Origin of the sequence: Acidipropionibacterium thoenii DSM 20276 (assembly GCF_000423445.1) — a bacterium.
Lineage (GTDB): Bacteria > Actinomycetota > Actinomycetes > Propionibacteriales > Propionibacteriaceae > Acidipropionibacterium > Acidipropionibacterium thoenii.
In genome coordinates, this window is record NZ_AUHZ01000006.1 from 62649 (window position 1) to 84090 (window position 21442).

Sequence of the window (21442 nt, forward strand, 5' to 3'; positions counted from 1 at the left end):
TCATCTCACCTCGGTGTGGTCGGGGTTCAGATCGGGCAGGGGAGTCAGACGGGGCTGGGCGGTCCCAGCCGGCAGGTCGGTTTCCGACACGGCACGAGTGCCCTCGCGGGCCCGTGCCGTGTCGCGGCCGATGACCAGCCGCAGGGTGAGGAAGCGCACCAGGGTCGCCACCGCGTTGGCCAGCAGCAGCACCAGGACCTCGGCCCATCTGGGTGTCGTGGTGGTCCAGTGGTGAAGGGCCCACAGCGACCCGCTGGTGAGCACCAGGCCGACGCCGAAGGCCAGGAAGCCGCTGGCCTGGTGCTTGAGCATCCCGTCGCGGGTGCGCAGTCCGAAGGTGTGACGCCGGTTGGCGTTGGTGTTCCAGATCTGGGTGATGACCAGGGAGATCAGGTTCGACAGCTGCGGGCCGATCACCAGCCGTGCCAGCAGATAGATGAGGTAGTAGGCCACCGTGCTGACGACCCCGACGACACCGAAACTCACCAGCTGGCCGGCCAGGCCACGGTGGGCCGCCGCCGGCTGATCCGAACTGGCCGAGGCGACGTCGGCGTCCAGTTCGCCGCGCAGCCTGTCCATCGGGATCGATCCGGTGGCGAATCCCTTCATCAGACGGCAGACCCCCTTGAGGTCCTCGGTGGCGGTACCGACGATGTGCACCGTGGAGTCGGGGTCGTCGACCCAGTCGACCGGCACCTCGTGGATGCGCAGACCGGCGCGTTGGGCCAGCACCAGCATCTCGGTGTCGAAGAACCAGTTGTTGTCCTCGACCAGCGGCAGCAGATGCTGGGCGACGTCTCGCCGGATCGCCTTGAACCCGCACTGGGCATCGGAGAAGGACACCCCCAGGATGCTGTGCAGGATGAGGTTGTAGGACCGCGAGATGAACTCCCGCTTGGGTCCTCGCACCACTCGGGAGGAGGCGGCGAGTCGCGACCCGATGGCCAGGTCCGAGTGGCCCGACAGCAGCGGTGCCACCAGCGGCGCCAGCGCCCGCAGGTCGGTCGACAGGTCGACGTCCATGTAGCACTGGACCTGCGCGGTGGAGGCCAGCCAGGTCCGCTTGAGGGCCCGGCCCCGGCCCTTCTCGTCGAGATGGACGGCGCGCACCTCCGGGAAGCGATGAGCCAGCTCGAGGGCGATCCGCCAGGTGTTGTCGGTGCTGGCGTTGTCGGCGATCGTGATGAGAGCGGTCCACGGGAAGTCCGACATCAGGAAGTCGTGGAGCCGGGCGATGGCCTCGGGCAGATCCTTCTGTTCGTTGTAGACCGGGATGACGATGTCGAGTGCGGTTCGAGTCAGTGGGTTGCTGGATGTGGCGGTCCGGGCAACAGTGTCAGTGAATGTCATGGCAGTGTCTCCTCCTGATGAAGAGAGTTCCTCGCCAGGTGGGCACTGCGCTTTGCCATCAGTGTGAGAATGCTGTGTGGTCATGATGCCGCCTGGGAGAGGTCGTAGACGGTAGTGCTGCCGACCGTCCTGGCGGTGAACCGGGAGGCCACCCAGGAGGCGATCTGGGCGGCGGCGTCGGACCCGCTGCTCGCCCCGGTGGCCGATGACAGCCCGCCCGTCGAGCTGGCGATGTAGTAGTGGATCCTGTGCTGGGTGACCAGCTGCTGGAACTGGGCGAGGGTCGGCGCCGGATCGGTGCCGTTGTAACCGCCGATCGCCATCACCGGGTGCATCGTCGCCAGCTGGTAGCTGGCCGCCGAGTTGGAGCCGGTGACCGCGGCCACCCAGGTGTAGGAGTCGGCGTCCTGGGACAGCAGGGTGGTGGTGGCTGCGGAGACCTGGGTGGTCCCGTTGAGGCCGCCGGCCATCGCTCCGCCGCCCGGTGCCGGTGAGCCGGCCTCCGTGCCCGTCATCGCCGAGTTGGCCGTCCCGGTGGCGGGCCCCTGTCGGCCCGAACCGCTCTGGGATCCGGTGGCACCGCTCGGTCCGCCGCCCGGCATGCCGCCGGTCCGGCCGTTGCCGGCACCCTCCCAGCTGCCACCGGGGCCTCCCCAGGAGCGGCCCGCCTGGACCCGGGCGGCCCCACCGGGGCCGCCGCCCATTCCGCTGCTGGAGACCGGCCCGGCGGTGACGATCGCCCCGCTGTGCGGGGTGGCGGCGGTGTTGATGGAGTAGCCGAGAGGTCCGGACAGCCCGGCGATCACGGCGACGACCAGGCTCGCGAGAGCGATCCGGGCGGAGGCCGGTTCCTCCTTCAGCAGTCCGCTCAGCACCAGACCGAGGCAGCCCACCGCCCCCAGCACCCCGGCGAGAACCGCCAGGATCATCCAGGATCCACCGGCCAGCTGGAGCAGGTAGATGGCGTAGCCGGCGCTGATGGCGGTCGAGGCGGCCAGTGCGATCCGTCCGGTCCAGCCCTGACGGTGCTGCCAGCAGACCGCCCCGCCCAGTCCGACCGCACCGCCGATCCACGGTGTGAGGGCCACCGTGTAGTAGTCGTGGTAGATCCCCGACATGTAGGAGAAGGTGAGGAAGGTCACCACCAGGGATCCCAGCATCACCACGATCCCGGCCAGCGTCAGGGTCGACTCCGTGGTGACCGGGGGCTGTTCCCGGTCCACCACCAGGTTCGCCCAGGCCCGGCGTCCGAGCAGCCAGATGGCGGTCACCGACAGGATCACCGCAGCCGGGATCAGCCAGGTCACCATCCCGGCGGAGGTGGTGGTGAAGAGTCGGGTGATCCCGGTCTGGCCCCAGGATCCGGCACCGGTGGTGCCACCGGGAACCACCGATCCGGTCTCATTGCCGGTCAGTCGGCCCAGGCCGTTGTAGCCGAACACCAGCTCGAGGAAGGAGTTGGTCTGCGACCCGCCCATGTACGGACGCCATGAGGTCGGCGCCAGCTCGAAGATCGCGACGTACCAGCCGGCCGAGAGGATCATCGCGCCGAGGGCGGTCGCCAGGTCGGCGATCCTCCGTCCCCAGCTGCGCGGGGCGGTGAGGAGGTAGGCCAGTCCCAGTGCCGGCAGGATCAGGAAGGCCTGCAGCATCTTGGTGAGGAAGGCGAAGCCGATGGCCACCCCCGCCGCGGCCAGCCATCCCCGCGAGCCCTTCTCGATGGCCCGCACGGTGAAGTAGGCGGCCACCACCAGCAGCAGCATGAGCAGCGCGTCGGGGTTGTTGTAGCGGAACATCAGGGTCGCCGAGGGGGTCGTGGCGAAGATCGCGGCGGCGCAGATCGCCGCCCAGTGCGCCCGGTTGACGGCCTTCTCGCCGGGCCGGGGAAGACCGTCGGACCCGGCGTCGCCGTTTGGCCTGGCTTCTCCGGTGGTTCCAGGGTCTCCGGTCGTTCCGGGGTCACCGTTCGCCGCGGTCGGCCGGCCGACTCCGATGAGCGAGGAGGCGCCGTGGCTGAGCACCCGGCGGACGGTGAGGTAGAGCATCGCCGCCGCGCCGACCCCGGCCAGCGCCTCGGGGACCAGGATCGCCCACGAGTTCACGCCGAACAGCCGCACCGAGATCCCCATCACCCACATGAAGGCCGGCGGCTTGTCGACGGTGATGAAGTTCGCGGCGTCCGAGGAGCCGAAGAACAGCGCCTTCCAGGACACCGATCCGGCCTGGGCCGCTGCCGAGTAGAAGGAGTTCGCCCATCCGGAGGCCGACAGGCCGATGAGGTACAGGCAGCCGACACCCACCAGCAGCAGGGTCAGGCTGAGGGCCCGCACCCGGCGACCCGACCACCAGGGACCCGCGGATGACCGAACGGCCGGCGACCGATCCGCCCGCGAGCCTCCGGATCCCGTCCGAGCCGACCGGGAGTGGCCCGGCCACCGCGAAGCCTGCCTGATGTCACCGACCGCTGAGTTCTCCATGACCTCATCCCACCGGGCATTGCTGTGCGTCAGATGTGCGATTCGGGTGGCGGGCCTGCGAGGGGACCGACGCCGCCCGGCCGGGTGGGGGAGCCGCTGGCGGCGGTCTGCCCGGCGGCTTCGGGGGTGAGGGTTATCCGGCCAGCGGCAGTCGCAGGGTCACCGTCGTGCCGTGCTCGCTGGAGTCCAGTTGCGCTGAACCGTGATGGGCCTCCATCACAGCCGCGACGATTGACAACCCGAGCCCGGTGGAGCCCTCCTTGGAGCCGGTCCGGGAGGTGTCGGCGCGGGCGAACCTCTCGAAGACGGTGTCGCGCAGCGAGGGGGGAATGCCCGGGCCGTTGTCGGCCACCACCACCACCGCCTCGCCCTCCGCCGGTGCGCCGCCGGTACCGGACCCGCCGGACGAGGACACCGTGACGTGCACCTGGGTGCCCGCCGGGGTGTGCTTGCGGGCATTCGACAGCACGTTGACGATGACCTGGGTGAGCCGGTCGGGATCGGCCGGCACCATCACCGGCTCATCGGGCAGTTCCAGCGACCAGCTGTGGTCGGTGCTGACCGCCTGGGAGTCCGAGACGGCATTGAGCACCACCTCGACGACGTCGGTCGGCTGCAGGTCCAGGTTCTGGGAGTTGTCGAGGCGGGCCAGCAGCAGCATGTCCTCCACCAGCCCGCTCATCCTGGTCGCCTGGGCCTCGATGCGGCCCAGCGAGTGGGAGACGTCGGCCGGCAGTTCGTGGCCGGAACGTCGGGTGAGCTCGGCGTAGCCGCGGATCGAGGCCAGCGGATTGCGCAGCTCGTGGGAGGCGTCGGCGACGAACTGGCGGACCTTCGTCTCGGACTTCTGACGGGCCGCCAGCGCCCCCTCGACATTGTTGAGCATGTGGTTGAAGGCCGACCCCACCTGACCGACCTCGGTGCGCGGATTGGCCAGCGCGGGATCGACGCGGAAGGGCAGGTCCACCTCCCCGGAGTCCAGATCGAGCTGGGAGACCTGGTTGGCCACCGAGGCCAGCCGGTTCAACGGTCGAAGGTTGCGCACCACCACCGCGCGGGAGATGAGGATCGAGACGCCGACCGCCAGCAGGGTGCCGGCCGCACCCAGGATCAGCAGGGTCCGGATCGCCCGGTCGACATCGCCCATCGGCAGTGCCACCGCATAGGTGACGCCGTCGCGGCTCTCGGAGAGCACCCGGTAGGGGCCGAGCCCGGCCAGGCTGACGCTGTGCTTGACCCCGTCGGTGGGCACCATCAGCACGGCGTCCAACCCGGACTGCAGACTGTCGGAGGCCGCCGTGTACGAGTTCTGGCTGAGATTGAGCCAGCCGGTGGGGCCGTCGACGTAGGAGTCCACCCGGCCCTCGGTGACCACCGATCCCAGCGTCATCCCGCCCTCGCACTGGGACACGAAGATCGACCCGATGACATTGCCGACCACCTTGGCGCCGGGCGCCGGGCCGGGCATGTCGGTGAAGCAGGAGCCGGAGCCCTGACCCGAACCCTGCCCCGACGCCTGGCTGGCGGACTGGCGCTGTCGCGCGGTGTTGAGCTGCTGGTCGAGCTGGGACATCAGGATGTGCCAGGTCGCCACCGTGGTGAGGATCGTCAGGGCGGCGGCCACCACCGCGACGATCGCGGTGACCTGGACCACCAGACGCCGTCCCAGGGTCCCACCGGCCGTCGGATGGTCGATCCAGGAAGTGGCGGCGGGCGCGGGTCGCTCCCGGATCGGCGTCACGGCGTCAAACCCCTGAGGTCTCAGCGCACCGGGCGCAGGATGTAGCCGGCCCCGCGCATGGTGTGGATCATCGGGTCGTGGCCCTTGTCGATCTTCTTGCGCAGATAGGAGATGTAGAGCTCCACGACATTGGCCTGGCCGCCGAAGTCGTAGTTCCACACCCGGTCGAGGATCTGGGCCTTGGAGAGCACCCGCCGCGGATTGCGCATCAGGAACCGCAGCAGCTCGTACTCGGTGGCTGTCAGGTTGATGTCCTGCCCGGCCCGGCTGACCTCGTGGGAGTCCTCGTCAAGAGTGAGATCGCCGACCACCAGGGTGGAGTCCGAGCGCGGCTCGGTGGCCCCGGAGCGGCGCAGCAGAGCGCGCAGTCGGGCGATCAGCTCCTCCAGTGAGAATGGCTTGGTGACGTAGTCGTCGCCGCCGGCGGTGAGCCCGGCGATCCGGTTGGAGACGGAGTCCTTGGCGGTGAGGAAGATCACCGGGACATCGGGCTGATCCATCCGGATCCGGCGCATCACCTCGAGTCCGTCGAAGTCGGGAAGCATCATGTCGAGCACGATGACGTCGGGCTGGACCTCCTTGGCGGCCCGGACGGCCTTGATGCCGCTGTCGGCGGTGGTCACCTTCCACCCCTCGTAGCGCATCGCCATCGAGAGAAGTTCAGTCAGACTGGCCTCGTCGTCGACGGCGAGGACCTGGATGGGGGACCCGTCGGCGCGTGTCAGCTTGGTGGGTGAGTTGTCGTTCACAACGACAAGCGTCCCACGAGGAGGGGTTGACGGAGCGATTTCCGGGCTATGTCTTCGCTGTGAGATCTGCGCTATCGCACGGTGCTGGCACTGTGAGCAGATCGGGGGTGGGGCCGCCGATCGCTGTGAGAGCGGGGCGGCGGGCGGGATGTGGTCGGGGATCGGACCCGACCCTGGTCGGGTCGCGCTGGAGCCGCCCCCGCGATCCGACCGCACGGGCCGCGGTGAGACGCCGAAGATGAACGTTTGGTGAACGATCGCTGTCGCGCAGGGGTACGTGCCCCCCGGCTGGACTGACCGCGAGGCGTTCAGCGGTCACCCGGTCGGGGTCGGTCACCGGCGTCATGACGCCACATTGCGCCCGCCGGTCGGCGCCACCGGCCGCGGAGCGGGTTGCGACTCCCGGGCAACTTGAGCCGGATGGTAGTGAGCCTGGCGCCAGCACCCGGTCGGCGGACACTACCGTTCTCTCGGAGCTCCTGGCACCGTGCCGGGGGCTCACGGTGTGCAGCGCCAGATCTGTCAGGACCCGACGCTCCCAGAACCAAAGGATCGTCATTGACAACGACTCTGTTCATCGTCTGCCTGGTCATCGTGACCGCTCTGGCATTTGACTTCACCAATGGCTTCCACGACTCGGCGAATGCGATGGCCACCTCGGTGGCCACCGGCGCCCTGGCCCCGAAGGTCGCGGTGCTGATCGCCGCCGTCCTCAATGTGGTCGGTGCCTCGCTGTCGACGGAGGTCGCCAAGACCATCTCCAGTGGAATCGTCCAGGACACCCTGGTCAAGCCCGAGATGGTCTTCGCCGGCCTGGTCGGCGCCATTCTGTGGAACCTGGCCACCTGGCTCTTCGGACTTCCCTCCAGCTCCTCCCACGCGCTGTTCGGCGGTCTGATCGGCGCCGTGCTGGTCGAGGCGGGGATGAGCGGTGTCCACATGGGCACCGTGGTGAGCAAGATCATCCTGCCGGCGCTGGTGGCCCCGGTCGTGGCCGGGCTCGCCGCGGCGCTGGCCACCCGGTTCTCCTACCGGATCACCGACGGCACCCGTAAGCATGCCGGCGGGATCTTCAAGCACGCGCAGTCCGTCTCGGCGTCGATGGTGGCGCTGGCCCACGGCACCTCCGATGGGCAGAAGACGATGGGCATCATCACCCTGGTGCTGGTGGCCGGCGGCTTCCAGACCGCCGGCACCGGCCCGCACTGGTGGGTCATCCTGCTGGCCGGTTGCGCCATCGGCCTGGGCACCTACTCCGGTGGCTGGCGGATCATGCGGACGATGGGCAAGGGCCTGTGCGACATCGAGGCTCCTCAGGGATTCGCCGCCGAGACCGCCTCGACGGCCGCCATCCTGGCGAGCTCTCACCTGGGCTTCGCGCTGTCGACCACTCACGTGTGCTCGGGCTCGATCCTCGGTTCAGGGGTCGGACGCCGCACCCCGGTGCGCTGGGCGACGGCCGGCAAGATGTGCGTGGCCTGGGTCGTCACCCTGCCGTGCGCTGCGGCAGTCGGTGCAGTGGCCTCCTTGATCGCCGGCCTGGGAGCCGGCGGCATGCTCACCGACCTGGCCCTGCTGCTGATCGGTGCCGGATTCATCGTGCGGCAGTCGCGCAAGAATGCCGTCGACGCGAGGAATGTCAACGCCTCCACCGAGGTCGCGGTGCGCACCGCTGTTCCCGTCAAGGTCACCGAGGGGGCTGCCGCATGAGCATCGACTGGATCGCGCTGGCTCAGGTCGCGATCGTCACCGTTCTCGCCTCGATCGCCATCGTGGCGGTCGTCTCCGGCGGCGCCCTGGCTCTGGACAAGGCGCGGGTGCGTCACGAGGGCGGGGATGGCGCCACCTCCCTCATCATGGTCGGCTGGGCCGCGATCGGCTTCGCCGGTCTCGTGGTGCTCTACGGCCTGTACCTCCTCATCCCCTACTTCCACTGAGGCCCGACCCGACTGCCGGGTCGGCTGGTTCCCCAGCCGCCCGGCCGTTCGGTCGAACCGATGTCGACCGGGCCCACCGCCCGGTTCCTGCACCTACCGCCCCGGCCTGCTCCTCGCAGCTGCCGGGGCGCGGTGCTGTGTGGACCTCCAGGCCCCTTGGTGTGCGCAGATCACTCCGCAGACGGGGGTTCATGCAGCTGTGCCTGCGCCTGGGGCCGGCTGCGGAGTGATTGGCGCAGGTCGGCCCCGCGCACCCTGCCCCTCGCATCCCGGCCTCGCCGCCCGGCCCTCACACTCCGGCTCACGCACCTCGCTCCTCGCCCACGCACCTGACACCCCGGCCCTCGCACCCCGCCCCTTGCAAGACCTCCCGCGGACCGGGAATAGCCAGCCACCCCCAAGGGTTGAGTCTGGTGTACTCAAGAATGGAACCAGAGAGTCCGGCACAAAGGTTGATACGGCTGGACTCAACCGGTAACCTTGAGCCGTAGTCGCTCAACCGGGCCCCCGCAGAGCGCCAGCAATGGCAAGCCAGCACTGGACACTCCTGCAGGGCCCCGAGAGCCGAACAGAGAACTTTCACTTACTCAGGAGGAACCTGAACATGGCCCGTGCAGTAGGCATCGACCTCGGAACCACCAACTCGTGCGTCGCCGTCCTCGAGGGCGGCGAGCCCACCGTCATCCCCAATGCCGAGGGGGCCCGTACCACCCCGTCGGTGGTGGCCTTCACCAACAGCGGGGAGGTCCTGGTCGGCGAGGTGGCCAAGAGGCAGGCCGTCACCAACGTGGATCGCACGGTCCGCTCTGTCAAGCGTCACATGGGCACTGACTGGACCATCAAGATCGACGACAAGACCTACAAGCCCCAGCAGATCAGCGCCTTCGTGCTGCAGAAGCTGAAGAGGGATGCCGAGGCGTACCTGGGCGAGTCCGTCACCAATGCCGTCATCACCGTCCCGGCCTACTTCTCCGACGCCCAGCGTCAGGCCACCAAGGAGGCCGGCGAGATCGCCGGTCTGACCGTCGACCGAATCGTCAACGAGCCCACCGCTGCGGCCCTGGCCTACGGCCTGGACAAGGGCGACAAGGAGCAGACCGTTCTGGTCTTCGACCTGGGCGGCGGCACCTTCGACGTCTCCCTGCTCGACATCTCCGACGGCGTCTTCGAGGTCAAGGCCACCAATGGCGACAACCGGCTGGGCGGCGATGACTGGGATCAGCGCATCGTCGACTGGCTGGTGACCAGCTTCAAGAACGCACACGGCGTCGACCTGTCCAAGGACAAGATGGCCAAGCAGCGTCTCCAGGAGGCCGCCGAGCGCGCCAAGATCGAGCTCTCGCAGGCCTCTGAGACCCAGATCAACCTGCCCTACATCACCGCCACCCCGGAGACCGGTGCCCTGCACCTGGACGAGAAGCTGACTCGCGCCGAGTTCCAGCGCCTCACCTCCGACCTGCTGGATCGGTGCCGCGCACCGTTCAACGCCGTGATGAAGGACGCCGATCTGGACGTCTCCAAGATCGACGAGGTCATCCTGGTCGGCGGCTCCACGAGGATGCCCGCCGTCACCGACCTGGTCACCGAGCTGGCCGGCAAGGAGCCCCACAAGGGCGTCAACCCCGATGAGGTCGTGGCCCTGGGCGCCTCCCTGCAGGCCGGCGTCCTGAAGGGCGAGGTCAAGGATGTGCTGCTGCTCGACGTCACCCCGCTGAGCCTCGGCATCGAGACCAAGGGCGGTGTGATGACCAAGATCATCGAGCGCAACACCACCATCCCGACCAAGCGCTCCGAGGTCTTCACCACCGCCGAGGACAACCAGCCCTCGGTGATGATCCAGGTCTACCAGGGCGAGCGCGACTTCGTCCGCGACAACAAGTCGCTGGGCAACTTCGAGCTCACCGGCCTGATGCCCGCCCCGCGCGGCATCCCGCAGATCGAGGTCAGCTTCGACATCGACGCCAACGGCATCGTGCACGTCCACGCCAAGGACATGGCCACCGGCAAGGAGCAGTCGATGACTGTCACCGGCGGCTCGGCCCTGGGCAAGGACGAGATCGACAAGATGGTCAAGGAGGCCGAGGCCAACGCCGAGGCCGACAAGAAGCACCGCGAGGCGGTCGAGATGCGCAACGAGGCAGACTCGCTGGCATTCCGCACCCAGAAGCTGGTCGATGAGAACGCCGACAAGATCCCCGACGACGTCAAGTCGCCTGTGACCGAGGCCATCGCCACGCTGCAGGAGGCCCTCAAGGGCACCGACAACGACGACGAGGTCAAGGCCGCGATGGACGACCTCAACCAGAAGGCGTCTGCGATGGGACAGGCGATCTACGCCGCCGCCCAGCAGGCCGGCCAGCAGGCTCCGGCCGATGGCCAGCCCGCCGATGGCTCCGCCGGCGCGGAGGATGATGGCGTGGTCGACGCCGAGATCGTCGATGACGAGAAGGACGACAAGGCCAACTGAGCCCAAGTCGCAGCGCGGGGGCGCCGGGTCACCCGGCGCCCCCGCGGCGCACAACTACACACTTCAGGGGTGAGCAGGACATATGAGTGACAACGAGAACTTCGACGACAGGGATGACGCCGCCCAGCCCGGCCAGGGCGGTGCGGGGGACCAGGACGGTGCGGGCAGCCCGGACGCCCAGGACAGCCAGAAGGGGCAGGACGCCCAGAACAGCCAGAAGAGCCAGGACAGCCAGGGCGGGGACGCCCAGGCCGACCGCCAGGCCTTCGACGAGATCGTCGAGGGGGTTGAGCTGAACACCCCCGAGGAGGCTGCCGCCGGCACCGATCAGCCCGACCCGCCGAGCCGGGAGGAGCAGTTGGCCACCCTGCTGGCCGAGCGGACCGAGGATCTGCAGAGGCTCCAGGCCGAGTACGTCAACTACAAGCGCCGGGTCGACCGGGACCGCGATCTGGCCCGTCGGGCCGGCGTCCGCAAGGTCGTCACCGACCTGATGCCGGTGCTGGACTCCATCGAGATAGCCCGCCAGCACGGCGAGCTGGCCGAGGGGTCCGGGTTCAAGGCGGTCGCCGACTCGTTGGAGAAGTTCGCCGCCGCCCACGACCTCACCAGCTTCGGGGAGGTCGGCGAGGAGTTCGACCCGCACATCCACGAGGCCCTCATGCAGGTGCCGCTGGCCGGTGCCACCGTGACCTCGGTCTCCCAGGTGATGCAGTCGGGGTACCGTCTGGGCGATCAGGTGCTGCGCCCTGCCCGGGTCGCGGTCTCCGATCCGGACCCGAATGCGGTGGCCGGTGGGGACTCCGGAGACCAGTGAGGCGACCAGCGGCAGGTGGTCCGACACGCACCACCATTACTGGAACACGAGCCCGGGAGGGCTCACAACACCAAGAAGGAGGGAGGCGCTGAATGAGCTCCATTGACTCCAGCAAGGACTACTACAAGGTCCTGGGCGTCTCCAAGGACGCCAAGCCAGAGGACATCAAGAAGGCGTTTCGCAAGCTGGCCAGGGAGAACCATCCCGACTCCCACCCCGGCGACAAGGCCGCCGAGGCGCGGTTCAAGGATGCCTCCGAGGCCCATGACGTGCTCGGCGACCCGAAGAAGCGCAAGGAGTACGACCAGCAGCGCAGCATGTTCGGTGGCGGCGGGTTCAAGTTCCCCGGCGGGGGCGGCCAGAACGTCCACGTCGAGGATCTGTTCCGCAACGCCTCCAACGGCGACGGCCTGGGCGACATCTTCGGCAATCTCTTCGGTTCGACCGGGGGACGCCGGACCACCACCCGCTCGGCGCGTCGGGGAGCCGACATCGAGGGGGACGTGACCGTCGACTTCACCGAGTCGATCGCCGGGGTCACCGTCCCGATGCGCACCGTCTCGGAGGCCGCCTGTCAGGCCTGCCGGGGAACCGGTGCGAAGGCCGGCTCGATGCCCAGGGTCTGCCCGACCTGTGAGGGCTCGGGGATGCACACCACCAACTCCGGCGGCGTCTTCCAGATGAGCGAGCCGTGCCCCGACTGCAAGGGACGCGGAATGATCGTCGACGATCCCTGCCCGGTCTGCGGCGGATCGGGACGGGCGAAGTCGACCAAGACCATGCAGGTGCGGATTCCCGCCGGGGTCGAGGACGGCCAGCGGATCCGGATCAAGGGCAAGGGCTCGCCCGGTGAGAACGGTGGGCCGGCCGGAGACCTCTACGTGGTGGTCCATGTCACCCCCCACAAGCTGTTCGGCCGGGAGGGCCACAACCTCACCGTGACGGTCCCGGTGACCTTCACCGAGGCGGCCCTGGGCGGCCGGATCGGCGTCCCGCTGCTGCAGGGCGGCACCGTCACCCTGAAGATCCCCGCCGGAACCCCCAACGGGCGGACCTTCCGGGTGCGCGGCAAGGGTGCACCACGCACCGACGGCACCCGCGGCGACCTGCTGGCCACCGTTGCGGTGACCGTGCCGAAGTCCCTGGACGCCGACGCCAAGGCGGCCCTCAAGGAGTTCGCCGCCCGGGCCAAGGAGCCGATGCCCCGCCCGTGGGACAACTCCAAGACCGGATCGGTGAGCTGAGATGGCTCGCCGAGCCAAGATCCTGGCCGAGGGCACCGAGCTGGCCGAGATCGACGAGGACGCCCCGATCTTCCCGATCTCGGTGGCCGCCGAGCTGGCCGGCATGCACCCCCAGACCCTGCGCGGTTATGACCGCCTGGGTCTGGTGGTGCCCAGCCGGGCCAAGAGCAGGGGACGCCGGTACACCGCCCGTGACATCACCCGACTGAGGCTGGTCCAGCACCTCTCCCAGGAGGAGGGGATCAACCTCAGCGGGATCCGGCGGATCCTGGAGCTGGAGACCCGGATCGACCGGCTCAATGAGCAGATCGATCAGCTCACCGACACGGTGCGCCGCATGCAGGACGCCGAGTACCACGGGAATGCGGACCTGCCGAGGGTCTTCACCGCCGAGTCGACCGGGCTGGTGCACATGGGCCGAACCATTGTCCGCGCACAGCTCGCTCTTCCGAGCCGGTGACATGCTGAGGTGATGAGATCGCGTCTGGCTGCTGTCCTGATGGCCCTGCTGGTCATCAGCACGGCCGGTTGCGCCCGATTCCCCAGCGCCGCCGCGGCCCCGGGGACGTCGTCCAGTCCTGTCGCTGTGGGGACGCCTACGGTGTCGTCGACGTCGGGGGCTCCGTCGGGGGCCTCCTCATCGCAGGGCCCGGTCTCGCCGGGGACCTCCACAGCGTCACCGACTCCCACTTCCACCCCGACCCTGGCCGGTCATGCCGGCCGATACGTCACCGTCGGGCTGGGCGACTCGGTCCCCTCGGCTGCGAACTGTTCGGGCTGCGTCTCCTACATCACCCAGGTCGGCGACCGACTGGCCGAGCGGGCCGGGGCGACCGGCGTCGTCGTCAATGACGCGGTCGCCGGGTTCACCAGCTCCCAGGTGCTGGACCAGCTGGGCACCGCCGCGGTGCGCTCCCGGGTGGCCGACGCCGACCTGGTCGTCATCACGGTCGGCGCCAACGACCTGCCCGACGACTCGGATGGGTCCTGCGACCCGGACTCGGGGTGCGCCCGGATGGCGATCGCCGAGCTGAGGACGCGGCTCACCACGATCATCCAGCAGGTCCGCGCGCTGCAGACCGCCGCCGACGCGAAGGTGGTCGTCTCCGGATACTGGAATGTCGGCGTCGACGGTGCGGTCGGGCGCCAGAACGGGCAGCAGTACATGACGACGTCACGGACCATGACCCGGCTGTTCAATGCGATGGTGGTCGAGGTCGCCGCCTCCCAGAAGGCGATCTACGCCGACTTCTCGACCCCCTTCATCGGGACCGACGGAAGTGCGGACCCGACCGATCTGCTGGCCTCCGACGGGGACCATCCCAATGCCGCCGGGCACGCCCGGCCGGCCGATGCGGTGGTCTCCGCGCTGGGTCGGTGAGGTTATCTGGCTCCTTGGGGGCGTCTGACCAGGACGGTTTCCGGCTCGTTGACGGCGTCTGATAGGTGAGGTTCTCCGGATCCTGGATGAGGGTCGGAGCGGCGAGGTCGTCGGTGGTCGGGTGACCCTCCCTTGGAAGTCGTCGGGGACGCTCGGAGGAGCGTGCGGGGAGCCCGAGGATGCTTAAGCTGGAGTCCGTGAATCGACACGAGTTCTTCCAGACCAGTCTCATCTCATCTCTCATGGACGGCGTCTACGAGGACGAGATGTCCATTGCCGAGCTGCTGTCCCACGGGTCCTTCGGGCTCGGCACCTTCAACGGTCTGGACGGGGAGATGGTGATCCTCGACGGACGGTGCTTCCAGCTGCGCGGGGACGGCACCACTCGGCCGGCGCTGATGAGTCAGCACACCCCCTACGCGACGGTGACGAACTTCGTCCCCTCCCACCGTCTGGAGATCAATCAGACCCTGCACCGTTCGGACCTGTCGCGGCTCATCGATGGGCTGCTGCCCAGTGCGAACTACATGTATGCGCTGCGGATCTGCGGTCACGTCGGCTGGGTGACGACGCGCACGGTGGTTCAGCAGGCCAAGCCCTACCGTCCGATGGTGGAGGCCACCGACGGCGAGGAGGTGGTGCGCGCCGAGGACCTGGACGGCGTCTTCGTCGGTTTCCGGACCCCCGTCTACCAGGGCGGGATCTCGGTGCCGGGCTGCCATGTCCACTTCATCGACGACACCCGGACCCTGGGCGGTCACGTCGTCGATTTCGAGATCAGCAACGGGTCGGTCGAGGTGTGCGTCGGCACCGATCTGCGACTTCGACTGCCGGTGACCACCGAGTTCGAGCACGCTGATCTGGCACCGGCGGATCTGGCCGCCCAGATGGCCAAGACCGAGCACAGCACGATCTGACCTGATTGACGGGGTCTGCTCCGGACCAAGAAGGATCCGGTCCGGCTGCCTGTTCCCTGCTCGCAGTTTCTGGTTGTCGGCGTCTGCGTCTGTCGACGTCTGCCGGTCTTCACCGGTTCCGCCCTCTATCTGCCTGACTCTGCCCGCCCCAGTTCCGTTTCTGCCTGCCTCTGCCCGCCCGAACTTCACGTTGATCCAGTTACTCGGCGTTGATCCTCTTGTAACTGGATCAACGCCGAGTAACTGGATCAACGTGAAGTGGGGGAGGTGGGGGCGCCGAGTAACTGGATCAACGTGGAGCCAGGGATGGGGGAGGACGTCGTCAGGGCAGGTGGGCAGACAACGGGAAGCCGTCAGACCAAGGGCGAGACAGCCAGACGCCGCACGGCAAGAAAGGCGAGACAGCCAGACGCCGCAGGACAAGAAGCGGAGACATCCCCAGGCCCCCAAAGGGCCGACATCACGACGGAGAAAGACGGAACGGTAACCCCTCAGAGCAGGGCGATGACCTGGACCATGACGATCTTGACCACGGTCCCCAGGGCGAACAGCGCACCGTAGGCCGACTCGATCCGCTCGTCGTTGACCAGGGTGTTGGCATACCCCAGGATCGCCGGCTGACCGACGAATCCGGCGAATCCGCCGGTGGCCCGCTGGGCCGACAACTGCAGCCACCGGGCGGCGGCCAGCAGGATGACCCCGCCGAGGATCAGCGAGACGGCCGAGACGATGACCACCGCCAGACCGTGCCAGGTGAGGGCCTGGGAGATGAAGGCCTGACCGGAGGCCAGACCGACGCAGGCCAGGAAGATCATCAGGCCGATCTGGCGAAGGATGTTGTTGGTGGCGTGCGGCAGGTCCCAGCGCAGCGGCCCGGTGCGGTGCACCGCACCGAGGATCATGCCCATCACCAGCGGTCCGGCAGCCGCTCCCAGTTCGAACTTGAGGCCGCCGGGGAGGGCCACCAGGATCGCCCCGAGCACCAGGCCCATCGCCGCACCGAGACCCAGCGAGAGGGCGTCGACCTGGGAGACCCGGGCCTCCGAGTCGCCGAAGAGGTCGGCGGCGTCGGACAGTCGGTTGGCCGGTACCACGACGAGCACCCGGTCGCCGGGCTGCAGAATGATGTCGTCATTGGCGAGCATGTCGAGGTCGCCGCGGCGCACCCGGGTCACCTTGCCGCTGGTGCGTCCGCGGACGTCGACGTCTCCCAGACGCCGCCCGACCAGCAGCGGGTTGGAGACCAGGAACCGCCGGAAGTCCACCGTGTTGCGGTCGTCGGTGAGGCGTTTGCGGGACCGGTGTCCCAGGTGCTTCACGGCCTTGTCGACGTCATTGGGGTTGCCCACCACCAGCACCTGGTCTCCGACGTGCAGGTCGTCGTCAGGGCGGGCCAGGCGCATCTCGCCGTCGCGAAGCAGGTAGGACATCCGGATCTGGTCGGCGGTGAATCCGGGAGTGTCGCGGATCGTCGTCTCGCGGTCCACCACGGTGGACACCGAGGTCAGTCCGGCCTCGGCCATCGAGGTGTTGTCCTTCTTGGCCGGCCACTTGCGGGTGGCGATCATCGAGACCATGATCATCGCGACGACGACGCCGACCGGGTAGGAGATCGCGTAGCCGACCAGGGTGTCGCCGGCCCCCTGGGTGGCCGACTGGGCGGCGTCGATGGCCGGGGAGGTGAGGACGCCGGCGTAGAGCCCGGCGATGTGCGCCGAGGACAGTCCGAAGAGTCGTCCCAGCCCGATCGCGGCCCCGGCCATCACGACCAGTCCGACGATCGCCGCCACCATCAGCGTCCACTGCCGCTTGAGGTCGGACAGGAAGGTCGAGCCGGCCGACAGTCCGACGGTGTAGCAGAACAGCACGACGCCGAGCGCCTTGACGCTGGCCAGACCCTGTCCCAGCCGGGGATCGAGGGTGCCCACCACGAGCCCCATGAACAGGGCGCCGGCGGCGCCGAAGCGCAGCGGCCCGAACTTGATCTGGCCGAGCATGGCGCCCAGGGCCAGCACCACGAGGATGGTGACCAGCTGGTGGGCGACCAGGAAGTCCAGCACGATGGTCAACACGGATCAGTTCTCCCTCGAGGCGATCTGGTCGCCGTCGGTGCGGTGGTTCGAGTGGCGTCGCCGGGCCAGCCGCGACAGCGCCCAGCCGACGATGAGGATGATGAGCCAGACCGGGCCGACGCCGACCGCGATCTGGTAGGCGGGATTGCCCGACACCACCATCAGGATGACGATAACGGCCATGAATGCCAGCACGAGCCAGTTGGTGATGGGTGCTCCCGGCATCTTGAACCGTAGGGCGCCGATCGCGGCGTCGTCCAGTCTCCGTCGGAAGAACAGCTGGGTGATGACCACCATCCCCCAGTTGATGAAGGCGGCGATCAGTGCGATCGACATCACATATCCGAAGGCTTGGGCGGGCAGCACGGCGGTGAGCAGGACGGCCGCGGCGGTGACGATGCTGGAGACGACGACGCCGACCCAGGGTGAGCCGTTGCGGCTCACCCTCGCCAGGACCCGGGGTGCATTGCCGCGCTGGGCCAGCGAGAAGAGCATCCGGCCGTTGGAGTACAGCCCGGAGTTGTAGGCCGAGACGGCCGCGGTGAGGACGACGGCGTTGAGGATCGCGGCCGCCCCGGGGATGCCGATCTGGTCGAAGATCTGGACGAAGGGGCTGGCCTTCCCGTCGATCCTGTCCCACGGGGTGAGGGCGACGATGACGAAGATCGCCCCGATGTAGAAGATGAGGATCCGGTAGACCACCTGGTTGATGGCTCTGGGGATGGACCGCTGGGGGTCCTGGGCCTCGCCGGCGGTGATCCCGATGAGCTCTACCCCGCCGAAGGAGAACATCACCACGACCAGGCCGGTCATGATCCCGTGCAGGCCGTGGGGTGCGAATCCGCCATGGGTCCACAGGTTGGAGATCCCGGTGGCCGGGGTTCCGCCGGCCCCGGCCACCATGATCCACAGTCCGAAGCAGATCATCGCGATGATCGCGACCACCTTGATGATCGCGAACCAGAACTCGAACTCCCCGTAGGCCTTGACGTGGAGCAGGTTGATGGCGGTGATGATGACCAGCATCACGGCCGCCGAGACCCAGGTCGGCACCGACGGCAGCCAGTAGTTGATGTAGATGCCCACCACCGACAGCTCGGCCATCGAGACGGCGATGTAGTTGAACCAGTAGTTCCAGCCGGAGACGAAGCCGGCCAGGTCGCCCCAGTAGTCGTGGGCGTAGGTGGAGAAGGCTCCGGAGGTCGGGTGGTCGACGCTCATCTCGCCCAGCGCCCGCATCACCAGGTAGATGACGATGCCACCGATGAGGTAGCTGACGATCACCGCGGGGCCGGCGGCCCCGATCGAGTCGGAGGCGCCGTAGAACAGTCCGGTGCCGATCGCCCCGCCCAGCGCGATGAGTTGGATGTGACGGTTGCGCAGGTCGCGGCGCAGAGCGATTCCGCCAGTCCGATCGGTGCTGCCATTGCTGCCGACTCCGTCGGCGGACCCGCCGGGTCCCGAACCGGTGCCGGCGGGGGTGGTGCGGTTCGGCGACTGGAGAGGGCTCACTCCGAGCATCCTAGAGTTCGGGTCTGACGGCGGTGGCGGCGGCCGGGGCGTGGACGCCGCCACCGAGACCTCGGGGGTGGGGTAGGGCGGCGGAGGGACCGGGGGAGGGCCACCGCTATGGCCCTGCCCTCCCGGTCCGGCCCCACCTCGCAGCCTGGTCCCTCCCGGTCCGCCTACTCCAGGTCCCGCACGGTGGGCGGTCGAGTCCCCGACTACTCCCCGGCCAGGGCCACCGACGGGCTCACCCGGGCGGCGTGCCGGCCGGGAATCACCGAGGCCAGCCAGCCGGCCGCCATCGCGATCGCCGCGACCGCCGCCAGCTGCAGCCAGGGCAGGGAGACGATGACATCGGCCCCCTGGCTGCCGAGCATGGCGTAGGTTCCGGCGATCCCGTAGCCGGTGCCCAGCACTAGCCCGACCACCACGGCCGCCACCGACTCCAGCACCGCCTCGTGGCCGAACATCGCCCGCACCTGTCGGCGGGTCAGCCCCAGCGCCCTCAGCAGGCCGATCTCACGGGTCCGCTCCAGCACCGACAGGCCCAGGGTGTTGCCCACCCCGACCAGCGCGATGACCACCGAGATCGCCAGCAGACCGATGACCAGGGCCAGCATGATCGTCACCACCCGCTGGATCTCATCCCTGCTCGAGGCGGCGCTGATGATCGACGCCCCCGGGATCGGGCTGATCGCCCGGGTGATCGACGCGGTGGCGTCGGAGGGGCTGGTCCCGGCCGCGTAGCGCACCAGGATCTGGCTACCGGCGGCGTCGGGAAGAATCCTCTCCATGGTGGCGGCGCTCAGGGCGATGCTGGGCGCCCGCTGGTCCGTGGGCTGGGCCACCGCGACCAGTTCCAGGGAGCGCTGTCCGTTGCGGATCGTCACCTTCTGACCGGTGGTCACGCTGGGCGCCCGGACCACCACGTGCCGGTCGTCCAGCCCGGCCAGCGCCTCGGTGTCGCGCAGTGCCGCCAGGGCTCCGGCGGAGTATCCGGCGACGTCCACCCGCTGGGTTCTGCCGCCGGCGGTGAGGGTGGCCTGGCCGGAGCTCACCTCTCCGGCTGCGGCCACCCCGTCTGCGCCGCGCACCGCATCCAGCAGCCGGTCGGGGAGCCGTCCGGAGTCGCTGGTCACGATGGCGTCGGTGGGGAAGTGCTCGTCCAGGGCCTTGTCGACGCTGGTCTGCGCGGTGGCGGCGCCGACCGCCGTCATGACGATGAGGGTGACGCCGACCAGCAGGGCGGAGACGGTGGAGGCCGCCCGGCCCGGGTTGCGCTGGGTGTTCTCGGTGGCCAGTTCGGCCGGGACGCCGCCCAGCCGGGCCGCGAGGCGTCCAAGAGACAGGGCCAGCCGGGGGATGACGACGATCGCCAGGATGAGCACCCCAGCAAAGCTCGCCAGTCCGCCGGCGATGCCGGCGACCAGGGCCAGGCCAGTGACCTTCGTCCCGATCGCCCCGTAGACCAGCAGGCCGGCTCCAGCGACGAACAGCACGGCGCCGATCGCCAGTCGGACCCGTCCGACCCGCCGGGTGGGTTCGGGCGGCACCGGGGACAGGGCGGCGACCGGGGGAACCCGGGTGGCTCTGCGGGCCGGTGGCAGGGCGGCCAGCACGGTGACCAGGATGCCGACCGCCGCGGGGGCCAGCAGGGACACCGGGTCCAGGGCGATCACCGACTGCAGCGGCAGGTTCATCCGGGACCGGCCCAGGGACACCAGCAGCTGGGAGAGTCCGGTGCCCACCGCCAGACCCAGGATCGAGCCGATCACACCGGTGGCCAGGGCCTCGATGAGCACGGAGTTGCGGACCTGCCGGCGGGTGGCGCCGACGCAGCGGGCCAGTGCCAGGGAGCGGGTCCGCTGGGCGACCAGGATGGCGAAGGTGTTGACGATGACGATCGCGGCGACCGCCACGGCGATCGCGGCGAAGGCCCCCATGAAGCCGGTGAGCGCCCCGGAGCCGGCCAGCGACTGGCGGGTCAGCTCGGCCCGCTCGGCGTCGGCTGTGCGCACCGTGATGCCGGCGGAGTCCATCCCGGGAACCTTCTTGACAGCCTGGGCGACGGCCTGCTGGCCGCCGGTCCCGGTGACGTAGACGGTGTCGTAGCCGGGGGTGCCGCGGGCCGCCATCAGGGTCCGGGAGTCGGTGTAGACCTGCTGGCTGTCGGTGTTCATCGAGACCCTCGGGGCGGGGGCGATGACGCCGACCACCCGCACCTGCTGCGGCTTCGCGGCGTTGTCGACGCCGAGAAGGGTCAGTGTCGATCCCTGCCTCACCCCGGCGTCGATCATCAGGGGGTTGACGAGGGCCTCCCCGGCGCTGCGGGGGAGCCGCCCCGAGACCAGGGTGCGCTGACCCGAAGAGGGGGTGAGGTGCCCCTCGACCATCGACATGCCGCCGGAGTGGGTGGCCCTCAGCGTCGTGGAGATCGTCGGGTCGACGCCGGTCACCCCGGAGGCTCGGGAGATCGCCTGGGTGGCGGCGACCGGGAGGGTGGTGGAGGGGTCGGCGACCACGACGGCGTCCGCCCCCTCGACCGATGCGGCGGTCTGGGAGGTGATGGAGGCCTTCATGGTGGCCGACATGATGAGGGTGGCGGCCAGGAAGGCGACCCCGAGCAGGACCGCCAGGATGGTGGGGATCAGTCTGCGGCGCTCCGGAGTCATCGCGCGACCCCCACGTTCCGGGCGGCAGCGTCCTGTGCCGATGCGTCCGGTGCGTCCAGGCCTGCAGCATCCCGGCAGGCCGGACAGCCGGCGTCTCTCCAACCGTGTGTCG

15 protein-coding genes are annotated in these 21442 nt (G+C 69.1%); 8 read left to right on the forward strand and 7 right to left on the reverse strand.

Features of this window, described 5'->3' with window-relative positions; all coding sequences use genetic code 11:
- The 4 genes from G554_RS14040 to G554_RS0101515 form a co-directional block, all read right to left on the reverse strand.
- Positions 1 to 1350 carry a bifunctional glycosyltransferase family 2/GtrA family protein gene (locus G554_RS14040; protein WP_071162126.1) on the reverse strand — a complete coding sequence of 450 codons (1350 nt, stop codon included), beginning with the start codon at positions 1348 to 1350 and terminating at the stop codon, positions 1 to 3.
- Between the two features lie 80 nt (positions 1351 to 1430).
- Positions 1431 to 3680 carry an ArnT family glycosyltransferase gene (locus G554_RS0101505; RefSeq protein ID WP_027586518.1) on the reverse strand — a complete coding sequence of 750 codons (2250 nt, stop codon included), beginning with the start codon at positions 3678 to 3680 and terminating at the stop codon, positions 1431 to 1433.
- A gap of 280 nt (positions 3681 to 3960) precedes the next feature.
- Positions 3961 to 5568: a sensor histidine kinase gene (locus G554_RS0101510; RefSeq protein ID WP_245569911.1), complete on the reverse strand. Its 1608-nt coding sequence runs from the start codon at positions 5566 to 5568 to the stop codon at positions 3961 to 3963.
- Between the two features lie 20 nt (positions 5569 to 5588).
- Positions 5589 to 6317 carry a response regulator transcription factor gene (locus tag G554_RS0101515; RefSeq protein ID WP_027586520.1) on the reverse strand — a complete coding sequence of 243 codons (729 nt, stop codon included), beginning with the start codon at positions 6315 to 6317 and terminating at the stop codon, positions 5589 to 5591.
- A gap of 558 nt (positions 6318 to 6875) precedes the next feature.
- Between G554_RS0101515 and G554_RS0101520 the strand changes: the two genes are divergently transcribed.
- The 8 genes from G554_RS0101520 to budA all read left to right on the forward strand — a co-directional run bounded on the left by G554_RS0101520 (position 6876) and on the right by budA (position 15080).
- Positions 6876 to 8027, forward strand: coding sequence for an inorganic phosphate transporter (locus G554_RS0101520; RefSeq protein WP_027586521.1), 1152 nt, complete (start codon positions 6876 to 6878; stop codon positions 8025 to 8027).
- The gene (locus G554_RS0101525) at positions 8024 to 8254 is read left to right on the forward strand and encodes a hypothetical protein (RefSeq protein ID WP_027586522.1); all 231 of its coding nucleotides are present in this window, start codon (positions 8024 to 8026) and stop codon (positions 8252 to 8254) included. Before G554_RS0101520 ends, G554_RS0101525 begins: the two co-directional genes overlap by 4 nt.
- A gap of 604 nt (positions 8255 to 8858) precedes the next feature.
- A complete protein-coding gene (gene dnaK / locus G554_RS0101530; protein ID WP_027586523.1) occupies positions 8859 to 10721 on the forward strand; it encodes a molecular chaperone DnaK in 1863 nt (620 codons plus the stop codon).
- A 292-nt stretch (positions 10722 to 11013) separates the two neighbouring features.
- Positions 11014 to 11538 (forward strand): nucleotide exchange factor GrpE, encoded by a 525-nt coding sequence (locus G554_RS14045; protein WP_425393325.1) that lies wholly within the window; start codon positions 11014 to 11016, stop codon positions 11536 to 11538.
- Between the two features lie 92 nt (positions 11539 to 11630).
- Positions 11631 to 12782, forward strand: a complete 1152-nt coding sequence (gene dnaJ, locus G554_RS0101540) for a molecular chaperone DnaJ (protein WP_027586524.1) — start codon at positions 11631 to 11633, stop codon at positions 12780 to 12782.
- 1 nt (position 12783) lies between these two features.
- Positions 12784 to 13242: a heat shock protein transcriptional repressor HspR gene (locus G554_RS0101545; protein ID WP_027586525.1), complete on the forward strand. Its 459-nt coding sequence runs from the start codon at positions 12784 to 12786 to the stop codon at positions 13240 to 13242.
- Between the two features lie 12 nt (positions 13243 to 13254).
- The gene (locus tag G554_RS14050; RefSeq protein WP_084648222.1) at positions 13255 to 14163 is read left to right on the forward strand and encodes an SGNH/GDSL hydrolase family protein; all 909 of its coding nucleotides are present in this window, start codon (positions 13255 to 13257) and stop codon (positions 14161 to 14163) included.
- 197 nt (positions 14164 to 14360) lie between these two features.
- A complete protein-coding gene (gene budA, locus G554_RS0101555; protein WP_027586526.1) occupies positions 14361 to 15080 on the forward strand; it encodes an acetolactate decarboxylase in 720 nt (239 codons plus the stop codon).
- A 491-nt stretch (positions 15081 to 15571) separates the two neighbouring features.
- Here the strand turns inward: budA and G554_RS0101560 are convergent, their stop codons facing one another.
- The 3 genes from G554_RS0101560 to G554_RS0101570 form a co-directional block, all read right to left on the reverse strand.
- Positions 15572 to 17149 carry an aspartate:alanine exchanger family transporter gene (locus tag G554_RS0101560; protein ID WP_027586527.1) on the reverse strand — a complete coding sequence of 526 codons (1578 nt, stop codon included), beginning with the start codon at positions 17147 to 17149 and terminating at the stop codon, positions 15572 to 15574.
- Positions 17150 to 17155: 6 nt separating this feature from the next.
- Positions 17156 to 18553: an amino acid permease gene (locus G554_RS0101565; RefSeq protein ID WP_027586528.1), complete on the reverse strand. Its 1398-nt coding sequence runs from the start codon at positions 18551 to 18553 to the stop codon at positions 17156 to 17158.
- 323 nt (positions 18554 to 18876) lie between these two features.
- Positions 18877 to 21330 carry an ABC transporter permease gene (locus tag G554_RS0101570; protein WP_027586529.1) on the reverse strand — a complete coding sequence of 818 codons (2454 nt, stop codon included), beginning with the start codon at positions 21328 to 21330 and terminating at the stop codon, positions 18877 to 18879.
- Positions 21331 to 21442 lie beyond the last annotated feature (112 nt).